Below are 13,629 nucleotides of genomic sequence, written 5' to 3' on the forward strand. Positions count from 1 at the left end.
CCTGAAGACAACCCGGCCCTGAAAGACGACCGCCCGCCCCCCGACGCGCCCCTGGCGGGGGCGGACGGAGGGCAGGCCGGTCCGGAACCTCAGGTCACCGCTACGGGGCGACCTTCAGCAGCTTGTTCACCGTGCCGGCCGACGGGTTGGTCACCGCGCCCGTGGTCGCCGCCCCCGTCAGCGCCTCGGCCGTCTGCGCCGGGGTCGCGGTCGGGTGCCCGGCCAGGTAGACGGCCGCCGCGCCCACCACGTGCGGGGTGGCCATGGAGGTGCCGGAGATGGTCTTGGTGCCGGTGTCGCTGTCGTTCCAGTCGGACGTGATGTCCGAGCCAGGCGCGTACAGGTCCACCACGGAGCCGAAGTTGGAGAACGAGGACTGCGCGTCGTCGATGGTGCTCGACGCCACGGTGATCGCCTCCGGGACCCGGGAGGGGGAGCCCTGCCCGGCGTCGCTCGAATCGTTGCCCGCCGCGACGGCGAAGGTGACGCCCGAGGCGATCGCCCGGCGCACCGCCTCGTCGAGCGCCTCGTCCGCGCCGCCGCCCAGGCTCATGTTGGCCACCGAGGGCCCCGAGTGGTGCTGGGTGACCCAGTCGATCCCGGCGACCACCTGCTCGGTGGTGCCGGAGCCGTTGTTGTCCAGCACCCGCACCGCGACCAGCTTCGCCTTCTTGGCGACGCCGTGCTCGGTGCCCGCGATGGTGCCGGCCACATGCGTGCCGTGGCCGTTGCCGTCGTCCGCGCTGTCGTCGTTGTCCACCGCGTCGAAGCCGTGCGTGGCGCGGCCGCCGAAGTCCTTGTGGGTCACGCGTATGCCCGTGTCGATGACGTACGCAGTCACCCCCTCGCCGGCGCTGTCGGGGTAGCTGTACTTCTTGTCGCCCGCCTGCGCGGTCTGGTCGATCCGGTCCAGCCCCCATGAGGGCGGGTTGTCCTGGGTGGCGTTGATGGAGAACTTCTTGTTCTGTACGACCTTGCCGACGGCCGGGTCGGCGGCGAGCCGCTTGGCCTCGGTCTCGCTCAGCCCCGAGGCCGAGAAGCCGTTGACCCCGGAGCCGTAGGTGCGCTGGAGCTCGCCGCCGTACTTGCGGGCGAGCTTTTCCTTGTTCGCGGTTGCGTCGAGTATGACGACGTAGCTGCCGCTGATCGCGCCGGGCGCGCCCAGTCCGTACACCGTGCCTTCGGCCGGTGTCACCGCTCCCGCGAGAGGGGTCACGAGCAGGGTCACGGCAGCCGCGGTGGCGGCTCCCGTGGCGACTGCCGCGTACCGGAAACCACGCGAGCGCTTGTGAGTTGCCATCTGGAGGGTTCTCCTCATGTTGACGTGTGGGGCGTCAAACCTTCTGGAGAACCCTCTTCCGATTGACAGGCGCAAATCAAGAACGCCTGGGCCTTCCGGGGATATTCAACAAGGTTTCTTAAAGAGCCCCCCGCACCGCCTTCACCGCGCACACATGTTCACCCGAACTCCCGCACGAATGCCTCACGTTCGGGTCCCGCCCGCGTGCTTCTTCAACTCCCGCCGTGCGAGCGACCGTTGGTGCACCTCGTCCGGGCCGTCCGCCAGCCGCAGGGTGCGCGCCGCCGCCCACAGCTCCGCCAGCGGGAAGTCCTGGCTCACACCGCCCGCGCCGTGCAACTGCACCGCGTCGTCCAGGATCCGCACCACCGCGCGCGGGGTGGCGATCTTGATGGCCTGGATCTCGGTGTGCGCACCCCGGTTGCCGGCCGTATCCATCAGCCAGGCCGTCTTCAGCACCAGCAGCCGCAGCTGCTCCACCGTGACCCGCGCGTCCGCGATCCAGCCCTGCACCACCCCCTGGGCCGCGAGGGGCTTGCCGAACGCCGTACGGTCCACCGCGCGCCGGCACATCAGATCGATGGCCCGCTCCGCCATGCCGATGAGCCGCATGCAGTGGTGGATCCGGCCCGGGCCGAGCCGGGCCTGGGCGATGGCGAAGCCGCTGCCCTCCTCGCCGATCAGGTTCGCGGCCGGCACCCTGACCCCGTCGAAGACGACTTCGGCGTGGCCGCCATGGTCGTGGTCCTCGTACCCGTACACCGTCATGGCCCGGCGGACCTCGACCCCGGGGGTGTCGCGCGGGACCAGGATCATCGACTGCTGACGGCGCGGATCGGCGCCCTCCGGGTCGGTCTTGCCCATCACGATGAAGACCTTGCAGTCCGGGTTCATGGCTCCGGAGATGAACCACTTGCGGCCCGTGACGACGTACTCGTCGCCGTTCGCGGAACGCTCGATGCGCGTCTCGATGTTCGTCGCGTCCGAGGAGGCCACCTCCGGCTCGGTCATGGCGAAGGCGGACCGGATCTCACCGGCCAGCAGCGGCTGGAGCCACTGCTTCTTCTGCTCCTCGCTCGCGAATTGCGCGAGGAGCTCCATGTTCCCTGTGTCCGGGGCCGCGCAGTTCGTCGCCATCGGCGCCAGGTGCGGGCTGCGGCCTGTGATCTCGGCGAGCGGGGCGTACTGGAGGTTGGTCAGCCCGGCGCCGTACTCGGCGTCAGTCGAGCCGTGCTGGTCCACGAAGAAGAGGTTCCACAGCCCCTGGCGGCGCGCCTCGGCCTTCAGTTCACCGAAGACGGCCGGGGTGTCCCAGGGCGAGGCCAGCCGTGCGCGCTGCTCGGCGGCGACGGGCTCCGCCGGGTAGACGTACTCCTCCATGAACGCGAGGAGCCGTTCGCGGAGTTCCTCGGTCCGGGCGTCGAATGCGAAGTCCATGGGTGGGTGCCTCAGCCTTCCTGAAGGGTGGTCAGACCGTGCTCGATGAAGACCGGGACCAGCTCGCCGATCCGGTCGAAGCCCGCGCCGACGGTCTGCCCGAGCGTGAAGCGGTAGTGGATGCCTTCGAGGATCACCGCGAGCTTGAACCAGGCGAAAGCCGTGTACCAGGCGATCGCCCCGGTGTCCCGGCCCGACCGGGCGGCGTACCGCTCGATCAGCTCGGCCGGCTTCGGATGACCGGGCGCGCCGCTCGTCGTACTGACCGGAGAATCAGTCAGGCCCAGGTCCGAGCTGTACATCACCAGCAGCCCGAGGTCCGTCAGCGGATCGCCGAGCGTGGACATCTCCCAGTCCAGCACCGCCCGGATGGTGTCGTCCGGCCCGCCGATCAGCACGTTGTCGAGCCGGAAGTCCCCGTGCACCACGGTGGGGGCGGGGGAGTCGGGCAGCGCCCGCCCCAGCGCGCCGTGCAGCTCGTCGATGCCCGCGAGTTCCCGGCCCCGCGAGGCCGCCAGCTGCTTGCCCCAGCGGCGCAGCTGCCGGTCGAGGAAGCCCTCGGGCCGGCCGAAGTCGCCCAGACCCACCGCCTCCGGATCCACCGCGTGCAGCTCGACCAGCGTGTCCACCAGGCCCAGCACCGCCCGCCGGGTGCGCTCGGGGCCGAGCGCGGCGAGCTGGCCGGCCGTCCGGTACGGCACCCCGTCCACGTACTCCATGACGTAGAACGGCGCGCCCAGCACCGACTCGTCCTCGCACAGCAGCACCGGCTCGGGCACCGGCACGGCGGTGCCGTGCAGCGCCGCGATGACCCGGTGCTCGCGCCGCATGTCGTGAGCGGTGGCCAGGACGTGGCCGAGCGGCGGGCGGCGCACCACCCAGCGGGCGTTCCCGTCGGTGATCTTGTACGTGAGATTCGACCGGCCTCCCTCGATCAGCCGGCCGCTCAGTGCCCCGGCGACGAGCCCCGGCCGCGCGGCGTCGAGATGGCCACGCAGCCGCTCCAGATCAAGGCCCCGCGGGTCGGCTGAGGCTGAGGTCATGGTGCGCACCTCCGTACGGATTGACGATGACGAAACGAACGAGAGCCATCATGCCGACCAGTCGGTATGTCGTCCAGGGGGCGGGCCGAAAGAAAGAACACCTCCGGCCCGGTGGAGCCCGTCATGCGTGGCAGAGGATCGGCGTTCCGCCGTTCATCACCGTCATGTCCCGCAGCACCGTCATGATGTCCAGTGGCGCGCCTTCCGGCTCGCCGGCGAGCTCCGCGTAGGCCCGGTGCAGGTTCGCCACCAGCCGCTCGCTCTCCCGCCAGGCCGCGAACTCCCCCAGGTCGGCCTGGCGGGCCGCCTCCAGCGGGGTCAGCCTCTTCGCCCTGCCCTCCCGGGCCAGCTCGGCCACGAACCGCAGGTAGCGCTCGGTGGATTCGTACGCCGACGAATCGGTCAGCGGCCCGTGCCCCGGTACGACGGTCTCCGCGCCCAGCGAGCGCAGCAGCGCCAGCGCCCGCAAGGAGCCGGACAGCGAGCCCATCGCCAGGAACGGCGTCCCCTGGGCGAAGACCAGGTCCCCGGTGAACACGACCCGCTGCCGGGGCAGCCACACGATCGAGTCGCCGGTGGTGTGCGCGACGCCCGGGTGAATGACCTGGACCTCGGTGTCGCCTATGTGCAGCGTCATCCGGTCGCTGTACGTGAGACCGGGCGCGGTGATCTCTATGGTGCCGAAGTCGGTGGCGGGCCAGATCAGCTCCAGCTGGTGCCCGGCCGCAAGCTGTTCGGCCCGGGCGTTGTCGTGCCCGAGGATCAGCGCCTCCGGGGCGAACACGCCGTTGCCGTAGGTGTGGTCGCCGTGGTGGTGGGTGTTCACCACCGTCCGCGGCAGCGCCACCCCCGCCGCCGCCACCACCGCCTCGCGCAGCGCCAGTGCCCGCCGCTCGGTGGCCGCGGTGTCGACGAGCAGCGTCTGACCGCCGTCGCTCACGAATCCGGCGTTGTTGAGGCACCAGCCCCCGTCCGGCTGGACGTAGGCGTACACCCCAGCGGCCGGCTGGACGAGATAGGGCTCTTCGACGGTCATCTGCGTTCTCCCCGGGTCGCTTTGACGGGCGGTGGGCATCCTGCCAGGCGCCGTGGCTGCGGGGGAGAGCGGGGGTTTGATCCTGACCGGCTGGTCAGCCGGGAGGCCGCCTGCTGAAAATTCAGTCAGTGATCGTCGTAGTGGCCGTCGTGCTCGGCGTGCCGGTGGCCGTCGTGCGCGTAGTCGAGGTGGTCCCCGTGCCGGATCGCGTCGTGCCCGCAGCCGGGGCCGTGCGCGTGCTCGTGGCCGTCGTGCGCGGTGTGCCCCTCGGTCTCGCACTCGTCCCAGTGTCCGGAGTGCTCCCGGTGCAGATGGCCGTCGTGCGCGTAGTCGACGTGGTCGCCGTGCTCGACCTCCGTGTGCCCGCAGCCGGGGCCGTGCGCGTGTTTGTGCGTGGGGTGCTCGTGGTGCAGGGTCGTCATGGCGCCGAGGCTAGTGCGGATCGCCCCGAATCGCCCGGCATCTCCCGTTGTGTCCGAGTGGCGCGGACAAGTGGGATCATCCCAACAACGGTTCAGATGATCACCGTCATCGCGAACACCGCCAGCGCGACCGTGCAGGCCACCGCCGCCAGGGCCACCCGCGGCGCGAGTGCGGCCGGCCGGCCCGCCGCCAGCGCCCGCACCCGCCGGTGCGCCACCCACAGGAACGCCAGCCAGATCAGCGCGATCACCGCGGTCCCGATCACCTCCACCGGCGTGCCGGACCCGCGCAGCGCCTGCCGCACCGCGAGCACCGCCGTGACCGAGCAGGCCAGCGTCGTACGCCGCCACGCGAGCCGGGTCCGTTCCGGCTGGAGCCCGGCATCGCGCCCGTCACCGGCGGACCCGCTCACCGCCCGCTCACCGCCCGGTCGTCCAGCCCAGCAGCACGACCACCACCATCGCCACCGCCACCAGCCCCACCCCCAGGCTCAGCACCACCGGGAACCGGGACAGCGGCAGATCCTCGCCCCGCCGCATCGCCCGCTCGCACCGCACCCAGTGGTTCGCCGCCCGCAACGCACAGGCGGCGCCCACCGCGAGCAGCGCGAACGACATCCCGACCCGCACCCCCCACCGCAGGTCCGGCAGGAACTGGTCCACGGCGAAACCGCCGCCCACCAGCGCCAGCGCGGTCCGGATCCAGGCCAGGAAGGTCCGCTCGTTGGCGAGCGAGAACCGGTAGTCGGGGGTCTCACCCTCGTCCCTCAGCCGCTGCGGCGCGAACCAGAGGCGCACGTCCTTGACAAAGTCGATCACCCGGTCAATCTACTGGCGGGACTCCCGGTGCGCGCGCAGCCGCCGGTACGCCTCCAGCCGCCGGTACGCCTCCAGCCCGTCCGGCACCCACGCCCACTCCCCGTCCGCGACCCGGCCCGCCAGCTCCTCCTCGGAGAGCCACGCGTGCCAGGCCACCTCCGACACCTGCGGCGACACCGGCAGCTCGCACCGCACCTCGTGCACGTACGACCACCAGCCCCCGCCCGGCCCCTCGTACAGGAACTTGAACAGCGGCTCGGGCTGCCCCAGCCCCGTCACCCCGAGCTCCTCCTCGGCCTCCCGCAGTGCGGCCCGCGCGTAATCCTCACCGGCGCCCAGCACCCCGCCCACGAACATGTCGTAGCCCGAGGGGAACACCAGCTTCGAGGCGGTCCGCCGGTGTACGAAGACCCGCCCCTCGGCGTCCCTGACCTGCACGAACACGCACCGGTGGAGCAGCCCGCGGGAGTACACCTCCCCGCGCGGGGCCTGCCCCGTCACCCGGTCGTCCCGGTCCACCACGTCCAGTACTTCATCAGCGGCACTCACACCGTCATCCAACCACCGCTGTTGACTGGTTACCGCTCCGTAGCCAAGGATCTGCCCCACCACCGACGGAGGACGGGCAGGGCATGACGTACGACGCAGACGTGATCGTGATCGGGGCCGGACTGGCGGGCCTCGTGGCCACCGCCGAGCTCGTCGACGCGGGCCGCAAGGTCATCCTGCTCGACCAGGAGCCCGAGCAGTCCATCGGCGGCCAGGCGCACTGGTCCTTCGGTGGGCTGTTCTTCGTGGACTCGCCCGAACAGCGCCGCATGCGGATCAAGGACAGCCGCGACCTGGCCCTCCAGGACTGGCGGGGCACGGCCGGGTTCGACCGTGACGAGGACGCCTGGCCGCGCCGCTGGGCCGAGGCCTACGTCGACTTCGCGGCCGGCGAGAAGCGGTCCTGGCTGCACGCCCGGGGCGTCCGCTTCTTCCCCGTCGTCGGCTGGGCGGAGCGCGGCGGCTACGACGCCAACGGCCACGGGAACTCCGTCCCCCGCTTCCACATCACCTGGGGGACCGGCCCCGGCCTCGTCGAGCCCTTCGAGCGCCGCGTCCGGGCCGGCGTGGCCCGCGGCCTGGTCCAGCTGAGGTTCCGCCACCGCGTCACCGGCCTCTCCCGTACGGCCGGGGCGCTGGACACGGTGACGGGCGAGATCCTGGAGCCGTCCGACGCCGTACGGGGAAGCGCGAGCAGCCGCGAGAACACCGGGGAGTTCTCCCTCCGGGCCCAGGCGGTGATCGTCACCAGCGGCGGCATCGGCGGCAACCACGACCTCGTGCGCGAGCAGTGGCCGGCCCGGCTCGGCACCCCGCCGCAGCGCATGCTCTCCGGGGTCCCGGCGCACGTCGACGGCCTGATGCTGGGCATCGCCGAGGAGGCCGGCGCCAGCCACATCAACAAGGACCGGATGTGGCACTACACCGAGGGCATCGAGAACTGGAACCCGATCTGGGCCAGGCACGGCATCCGCATCCTGCCCGGTCCGTCCTCGCTCTGGCTGGACGCCACCGGCAAGCGGCTGCCCGTACCGCTGTTCCCCGGCTTCGACACCCTCGGCACGCTCGACCACATCATGAAGACCGGCCACGACCACACGTGGTTCGTCCTCAACGAGCGGATCATCGGCAAGGAGTTCGCCCTCTCCGGCTCCGAGCAGAACCCCGACCTCACCGGCCGGTCGGTCCGCGAGGTCATCAGCCGCGCCCGGCTGGCGGTACCCGGCCCGGTCAGGGCCTTCATGGACAACGGCGCGGACTTCGTGGTCGAGCGCGACCTCGCCTCCCTGGTGCGCGGCATGAACGCCGTCACAAAGGAGGACCTCCTGGACGAGGAGACCGTCCGCCGGGAGATCGTGGCCCGTGACCGGGAGATCGCCAACCCCTTCACGAAGGACCTCCAGGTGACGGCCATCCACGGGGCGCGCAAGTACCTGGGCGACAAGCTGATCCGCACGGCCGCCCCGCACCGGATCCTGGACCCCAAGGCGGGCCCGCTGATCGCGGTCAGGCTCTCCATCCTGACCCGCAAGTCCCTGGGCGGGCTGGAGACCGACCTCTCCTCCCGCGTCCTGACCGGATCCGGTGACCCGCTGCCGGGCCTCTACGCGGCGGGCGAGGCGGCCGGCTTCGGCGGTGGCGGCGTCCACGGCTACCGCGCCCTGGAGGGCACCTTCCTCGGGGGCTGCATCTTCTCGGGCCGCGCGGCCGGCCGTGCGGCGGCCAAGGCCGTCGGCTGACGGGCGCCGGGCGCCGGGCGGCGGATGGTCGGGCGCCGCCCGCCGGTACCCGTCAGCCCAGCCTCTCGACGATCCGGAACCGCTCCGTGACGACCAGCGTGTCGTCGTCCACCTTGAACTCCGGATCGCCAAGGGCCTCCCGCAGCGGTGCGCTGTGCCAGAACCGCTCGTGGGAGGAACGCCATTCGGCCACTGACGCGTATCCCTCGCCCTCGTCCAGCGCGTGCCGCAGGTCCACCTCGGCGAGCCGAACCACCCGTACCTCCGTCACCTCCAGCACCGCCACGGGCCGGTCCGCCGAGTCCAGCAGGGCGCTGCGCCGCCCCTGCGAGGGCAACGGCTCGCCCTCGGCCTCGTACGCGGGCAACAGGCCCGTCGTCGCGGTCTTCGCCCCACTCAACACCGCCGCCACCAGCCTGTCGCGCAGCGGTCCCGGGAAGCCCAGCAGGTACGGGGGAAGGTCTCCATACGTCGTCATACGCTCACTCTACGATCAGGCCCGGGCCCCGCGAACCGGAACAACCGCCCCAACTCACCTCCTCGTCAAACCAGTTGAAACCCGCCACGCAGTGGACTGGACCTTGACTCGGAGCTGTGCGTACCGCTTTGCTGTGCGTGATCATCCGGATCGCTCGCCGGTGTGATCCCCAGTCGTCCACCCGCGCCCGCGTCCTGGAGGGAGCCCGCGGATGTCCCCGCCTCCGCCGCCCCTCGGCCGCGCCCGCAAGCGGGACGCCCAGCTCTTCGACCCGGCCCTCTGCGACGCCGAACTGGTCGACGTGCGAACCCAGTTCACCCAGGGCCGATGGTCCAAGGCCCGCGCCCTCCTCGTCGACACCGGCGACGACTGGGACCGCCGCGGCCATCGCGTCGTCGTCCTCGCCGAGACCCCGGCGGCCACCGCCTGGGCCCGCGAATGGCTGCTCGCCGAACCCGAGAGCGTCGACGCCGCCACCCTGCTCGCGTGCGCCGCCGTCTTCACCGCTCTGCGCCGCAAGGGCACCCCGGAGGCCGCCGAGGAAGCCTGCCGCCGGGCCGCCGCCCTGCTCCCCGCCGACCCCACCCCGTGGCTCGGCCTGCTCATGCTCTCCCGGGCCTTCGGCAGCGAGGAGGAGTTCAGCCGCCACTTCGACCAGGTCCGGGCCCGCCACCAGGAGCACCACCACGCCCACCACCTGATGGTCGCCAAGCTGGCCGAGCGGGCCCCGGGCTCCGGCCACGACCCGCTCCACGAGGTCTACGACTTCGCCGCCTGGGCCGCCGAGGAGGCCCCGGCCGACTCCCCGCTCGCCGTCCTGCCCGTCATCGCCCACGCCGAGCGGTACCGGGTGCTCGCCGCCAGCCACGGCCACACGTTCGAGAGCGCCACCCAGCACTGGTCCGGCCGCCGCGCCCGCCAGGTCCTGCGCGCCGCCTTCGACTGGTGGCTGGAGTGGGAGCGCGAGGACCACCCCCGCAACCGGGTCGACCTCAACTTCCTCGCCCACGCCAAGCTCTGCGAGGGCCGCCCCGCCGAGGCCGCCGCCCTCTTCCACCGCATCGGGCGCCACGCCACCCGCGCCCCCTGGTCCTATCCGGACCTCGACCCGCACAAGGCGTTCCTCGCCGCGCGCAACTCCGCGCTCGGCACCGCTTAGCACCGCTCTGCCCCCGCCCAGCTCCGCTCCGCCCAGCCCCGCACCCTCCAGAAGCCTCCTGAAAGGACCCCGCCATGCCGACGGGCAGATCCACCACGCTCCAGGACGCGGCCGAGATCCGTACGTACAAGGGCCAGGACCGGGCCCTGCGCGCCGACCGCCTCGGCACCTCGGGCCTGCTGCTCTCCGTACTCGCCGCCAGCGCGCCCCTCATGGTGGTCGCGGGCGTCATGCCCACCACCTTCGGGATCATGGGCATCGTCGGCCAGCCGCTGCTGTTCGTCGTCCTCGGCGTCGTCCTCGCGCTCTTCAGCATCGGCTACGCCGAGATGAGCCGGCACGTCCACAACGCCGGCGCCTTCTACGCGTACATCGCGCGCGGACTCGGGCCCACCGCCGGCGCCGGCGCATCGTTCGTCGCCCTCGTCGCGTACAGCGCCATGCAGGTAGGCGTCTACGGCATCCTCGGCTTCGAGATCTCCGGCCTCTTCGCCACCTACCTGGAGATCGAACTCGCCTGGTGGATACCCGCCCTGGTCGCGGTCGCCGCCACCGGCGCCCTCGGCTGGCTGAAGATCGACCTCAACGCCAAGGTGCTCGGCGTCCTCCTCCTCATCGAGTGCGCCCTCGTCGTCGCCTTCGACCTCGCCGCCCTCGGCAAGCCCGGCGCCGAAGGCCTCTCGCTGCACGCCTTCAACCCCGAGACCCTCAGTGGCCCCGGCCTCGGCACGGCCCTCTGCTTCTGCATCGCCGCCTTCGTCGGCTTCGAGCAGTCCCCGGTCTACGCCGAGGAGACCAGCAAGCCGCACATCGTCGTCTCCCGGGTGATGTTCCTCGCCGTCGGCTTCGTCGCCCTGTTCTTCGCGCTCAGCGCCTGGGCCCTCACCGTCGCCACCGGCCCCTCCGAAGTGGTCAAGGCCTCCGCCGACGCCGGTCCCGGCCTGCTGTTCGTGCTCACCGAGAACCGCCTCGGCGCCACCTTCACCGACGTCCTGCACGTCCTCTTCGTCACCGGCATGTTCGCGGCCATGCTCAGCTTCCACAACGTCGTCGCCCGCTACGCCTTCGCGATGGGCCGCGAGGGCCTGCTCCCGGCCGCCTTCGGCCGGACCAACGCCGGCACCGGCGCCCCCGGCACCGGCTCGCTCCTCCAGACCGGCGTCGCCACCGTCGTCGTCATCGCCTTCGCGCTCACCGACGACATGCCGGCCGGCGACCCCACAGCCCCCGTCCTGCACCTGTTCACCTGGATGGGCAGCGTCGGCGCCCTCGGCGTGACCCTTCTCATGGCCGCCGCCTCCTTCGCCGTCATCGCCTTCTTCGTCCGCCGCGGCACCGCCGGCGCCCAGGTCTGGCGGCTCGTCGCGGCCGGCGTTTCCGGCCTGGCCCTGGTCGGCATCGCCGTCTACACGGTCAAGGACTTCGCCGTCCTCGTCGGCGCCGAGAAGGGCTCCGCGCTCAGCTGGGCGCTCCCCGGCATCATCGCCACCGCGGCGCTCATCGGCCTCGTGTACGGCCTCCTGCTGCGCGGCCGGGACCCGGAGGCGCACGCCCGGATCGGCCTCGGCAACGAGGCCTTCCGCCTCGACCAGGCGGCCGGGTCCGCGGCCGGATCCACGGCCGGATCCACGGCCGGATCCACGGCCGGATCCACCCGGCGCGACTGACCCCCGCGACCACGCTTTCAAGCCTCTACGAAGCCCCCGGCGCCCGTTTCCATGGTCGCCGGGGGCTTCCGCATGCACTGTCGGGTTTTGGCGGGTAGCGGAGCCTCATGGTCTCCTGGGGCGACCTAACCACCGGACCGCAGCTCAGGTGACACCACCCAGCTCCCCTGCGCGGCGGTCCGGCCCTGCCTGTCCCACCCACGAAGGCGAAGTCATTACATGAGTGACCGCACCTTGGCCGAGGCCCCCGCACCGGCGTCTTCCCCGCATGTCGACGCCGGCGACGAGGGCTACAGCAAGGACCTCAAGTCCCGCCACATCAACATGATCGCGATCGGCGGGGCGATAGGCACCGGCCTGTTCCTCGGCGCCGGAGGCCGCCTCGCCGGCGCCGGCCCCTCCCTCGCGATCGCCTACGCGGTGTGCGGAGTCTTCGCCTTCTTCGTGGTCCGGGCCCTCGGCGAGCTCGTCCTGTACCGCCCCTCCTCCGGCGCCTTCGTCAGTTACGCGCGCGAGTTCATGGGGGAGAAGGGCGCCTACACGGCCGGCTGGCTCTACTTCCTCAACTGGTCCACGACCACCGTCGCCGACATCACCGCCGCCGCGACCTACGCGCACTTCTGGTCGATGTTCACGGACGTCCCCCAGTGGGTCCTCGCCTCCATCGCCCTCGCCGTCGTCCTCACCGCGAACCTGATCTCGGTGAAGTACTTCGGCGAGATGGAGTTCTGGTTCTCGCTGGTCAAGGTCGCCGCCCTGGCGATCTTCCTGGTCGTCGGCATCTACCTGGTCGCGACCAGCCACCCGATCGACGGCCACACCCCGGGCCTGTCCTCCATCACCGACAACGGCGGCATCTTCCCGTCCGGCATGCTCCCGATGCTCCTGGTGATCCAGGGCGTGGTCTTCGCGTACGCCTCCGTCGAGCTCTGCGGAGTCGCCGCGGGCGAGACCGAGAACCCCGAGAAGATCATGCCGAAGGCGATCAACTCGATCATGTGGCGCGTGGGCCTCTTCTACGTCGGCTCGGTCATCCTGCTCGCGCTGCTGCTCCCGTACACCGAGTACTCGGCCGACCAGAGCCCCTTCGTCACGGTCTTCGACAAGCTCGGCATCCCGGGCGCCGCCGGCGTCATGAACCTGGTCGTCCTGACCGCCGCCCTCTCCAGCCTGAATTCCGGCCTCTACTCCACCGGCCGGATCCTGCGCTCGATGGCCATGTCCGGCTCCGCGCCGAAGTTCACGGGCCTCATGAACAAGGGCAAGGTCCCCTACGGCGGCGTGCTCTTCACCGCCGCATTCGGTATCGCGGGCGTCGCCCTGAACGCCGCCATGCCGAAGGACGCCTTCGAGATCGTCCTGAACTTCGCCTCGCTGGGCATCCTCGGCACCTGGGCGATGGTCATGATCTGCTCGCTCCACTTCTGGCGCCGCGCCGGACAGGGCCGCGTCGAGCGTCCGTCCTACCGGCTGCCCTGGGCCCCGTACACCCAGATCATCACGCTGGTCTTCCTCCTCACCGTCCTGATCCTGATGTGGTGCGACGGCGGCGTCGGCCGCACCACGGTCATGTTCGTCCCGGCCATCGGCGCCGCCCTGGTCGGCGGCTGGTTCCTGGTCCGCCGCCGCGTCGCGGAACTCGCGGCCTCCCGCGGCTGACGAGACGACCGGCGCAGCCGCGCAACGAAAGAAGGACCCCGCCGAAGCGGGGTCCTTCTTGTCGTTACGAGGCCGAGGCCGTGGGAATCAGGCCTTCTTGACCACGCTGGACTTTGGTACCGGCCTTGATCCCGGAGGGGCTTCCGTTGGCCACGAGGAGTGGTCCGTGTGTAGCCGACTATGTTCCCGCCAAGGACGCCCATGGAGAGGAACGGGCCGGCCAGGTCCCGGTAGGTGCGGCCCGCGTAGGAGTAGTCGACCTACAGGCTCCACTCGTAATTTCCACTGCAGGCCGTCACATCGATGCGGATGACGGTCGCG

13 protein-coding genes are annotated in these 13,629 nt (G+C 71.4%); 4 read left to right on the plus strand and 9 right to left on the minus strand.

From position 1 onward, the window contains the following. Window positions 1-100: 100 nt before the first annotated feature. The 8 genes from J7I97_RS23505 to J7I97_RS23540 all read right to left on the minus strand — a co-directional run bounded on the left by J7I97_RS23505 (window position 101) and on the right by J7I97_RS23540 (window position 6,606). Window positions 101-1,300 (minus strand): S8 family peptidase, encoded by a 1,200-nt coding sequence (locus J7I97_RS23505; RefSeq protein WP_214938098.1) that lies wholly within the window; start codon window positions 1,298-1,300, stop codon window positions 101-103. A gap of 183 nt (window positions 1,301-1,483) precedes the next feature. Continuing rightward, window positions 1,484-2,737 carry an acyl-CoA dehydrogenase family protein gene (locus J7I97_RS23510; RefSeq protein WP_214938099.1) on the minus strand — a complete coding sequence of 418 codons (1,254 nt, stop codon included), beginning with the start codon at window positions 2,735-2,737 and terminating at the stop codon, window positions 1,484-1,486. 11 nt (window positions 2,738-2,748) lie between these two features. Next, window positions 2,749-3,780 (minus strand): phosphotransferase family protein, encoded by a 1,032-nt coding sequence (locus J7I97_RS23515; protein ID WP_214938101.1) that lies wholly within the window; start codon window positions 3,778-3,780, stop codon window positions 2,749-2,751. A gap of 121 nt (window positions 3,781-3,901) precedes the next feature. Then, window positions 3,902-4,816 carry an MBL fold metallo-hydrolase gene (locus tag J7I97_RS23520; protein WP_214938103.1) on the minus strand — a complete coding sequence of 305 codons (915 nt, stop codon included), beginning with the start codon at window positions 4,814-4,816 and terminating at the stop codon, window positions 3,902-3,904. A 125-nt stretch (window positions 4,817-4,941) separates the two neighbouring features. After that, entirely contained in the window at window positions 4,942-5,238 is a 297-nt protein-coding gene (locus J7I97_RS23525; RefSeq protein ID WP_214938105.1) for a hypothetical protein, read from the minus strand. A 92-nt stretch (window positions 5,239-5,330) separates the two neighbouring features. After that, the gene (locus tag J7I97_RS23530) at window positions 5,331-5,651 is read right to left on the minus strand and encodes a DUF202 domain-containing protein (RefSeq protein WP_214938107.1); all 321 of its coding nucleotides are present in this window, start codon (window positions 5,649-5,651) and stop codon (window positions 5,331-5,333) included. A gap of 7 nt (window positions 5,652-5,658) precedes the next feature. Next, window positions 5,659-6,057 carry a DUF202 domain-containing protein gene (locus tag J7I97_RS23535; RefSeq protein ID WP_214938109.1) on the minus strand — a complete coding sequence of 133 codons (399 nt, stop codon included), beginning with the start codon at window positions 6,055-6,057 and terminating at the stop codon, window positions 5,659-5,661. Window positions 6,058-6,066: 9 nt separating this feature from the next. Next, window positions 6,067-6,606 (minus strand): NUDIX hydrolase, encoded by a 540-nt coding sequence (locus tag J7I97_RS23540; protein WP_214938111.1) that lies wholly within the window; start codon window positions 6,604-6,606, stop codon window positions 6,067-6,069. An 83-nt stretch (window positions 6,607-6,689) separates the two neighbouring features. On the opposite strand from J7I97_RS23540, the gene J7I97_RS23545 reads away from it, so the two are divergent. Further along, window positions 6,690-8,345 carry an FAD-binding dehydrogenase gene (locus J7I97_RS23545; RefSeq protein WP_214938113.1) on the plus strand — a complete coding sequence of 552 codons (1,656 nt, stop codon included), beginning with the start codon at window positions 6,690-6,692 and terminating at the stop codon, window positions 8,343-8,345. 52 nt (window positions 8,346-8,397) lie between these two features. Here the strand turns inward: J7I97_RS23545 and J7I97_RS23550 are convergent, their stop codons facing one another. Beyond that, on the minus strand, window positions 8,398-8,823 hold the full coding sequence (locus J7I97_RS23550; RefSeq protein WP_214938115.1) for an ASCH domain-containing protein: 426 nt from the start codon (window positions 8,821-8,823) through the stop codon (window positions 8,398-8,400). Between the two features lie 211 nt (window positions 8,824-9,034). On the opposite strand from J7I97_RS23550, the gene J7I97_RS23555 reads away from it, so the two are divergent. From J7I97_RS23555 to J7I97_RS23565, 3 genes are all read left to right on the plus strand, one after another. Next, a complete protein-coding gene (locus J7I97_RS23555; RefSeq protein ID WP_214938117.1) occupies window positions 9,035-9,982 on the plus strand; it encodes a hypothetical protein in 948 nt (315 codons plus the stop codon). A gap of 74 nt (window positions 9,983-10,056) precedes the next feature. Next, window positions 10,057-11,649, plus strand: coding sequence for an APC family permease (locus tag J7I97_RS23560; RefSeq protein ID WP_214938119.1), 1,593 nt, complete (start codon window positions 10,057-10,059; stop codon window positions 11,647-11,649). A gap of 219 nt (window positions 11,650-11,868) precedes the next feature. Beyond that, window positions 11,869-13,308: an amino acid permease gene (locus J7I97_RS23565; RefSeq protein ID WP_214938121.1), complete on the plus strand. Its 1,440-nt coding sequence runs from the start codon at window positions 11,869-11,871 to the stop codon at window positions 13,306-13,308. Window positions 13,309-13,629 lie beyond the last annotated feature (321 nt).

The organism is Streptomyces sp. ISL-87 (assembly GCF_018614095.1).
Taxonomy (GTDB): Bacteria; Actinomycetota; Actinomycetes; order Streptomycetales; family Streptomycetaceae; genus Streptomyces.

Bases quoted from the DNA above. Each gene is read 5' to 3' on its own strand.
- J7I97_RS23505 (WP_214938098.1), bottom strand. From the start codon at position 1,300: ATGGCAACTCACAAGCGCTCGCGTGGTTTCCGGTACGCGGCAGTCGCC.
- J7I97_RS23510 (WP_214938099.1), bottom strand. From the start codon at position 2,737: ATGGACTTCGCATTCGACGCCCGGACCGAGGAACTCCGCGAACGGCTC.
- J7I97_RS23515 (WP_214938101.1), bottom strand. From the start codon at position 3,780: ATGACCTCAGCCTCAGCCGACCCGCGGGGCCTTGATCTGGAGCGGCTG.
- J7I97_RS23520 (WP_214938103.1), bottom strand. From the start codon at position 4,816: ATGACCGTCGAAGAGCCCTATCTCGTCCAGCCGGCCGCTGGGGTGTAC.
- J7I97_RS23525 (WP_214938105.1), bottom strand. From the start codon at position 5,238: ATGACGACCCTGCACCACGAGCACCCCACGCACAAACACGCGCACGGC.
- J7I97_RS23545 (WP_214938113.1), top strand. From the start codon at position 6,690: ATGACGTACGACGCAGACGTGATCGTGATCGGGGCCGGACTGGCGGGC.
- J7I97_RS23550 (WP_214938115.1), bottom strand. From the start codon at position 8,823: ATGACGACGTATGGAGACCTTCCCCCGTACCTGCTGGGCTTCCCGGGA.
- J7I97_RS23555 (WP_214938117.1), top strand. From the start codon at position 9,035: ATGTCCCCGCCTCCGCCGCCCCTCGGCCGCGCCCGCAAGCGGGACGCC.
- J7I97_RS23560 (WP_214938119.1), top strand. From the start codon at position 10,057: ATGCCGACGGGCAGATCCACCACGCTCCAGGACGCGGCCGAGATCCGT.
- J7I97_RS23565 (WP_214938121.1), top strand. From the start codon at position 11,869: ATGAGTGACCGCACCTTGGCCGAGGCCCCCGCACCGGCGTCTTCCCCG.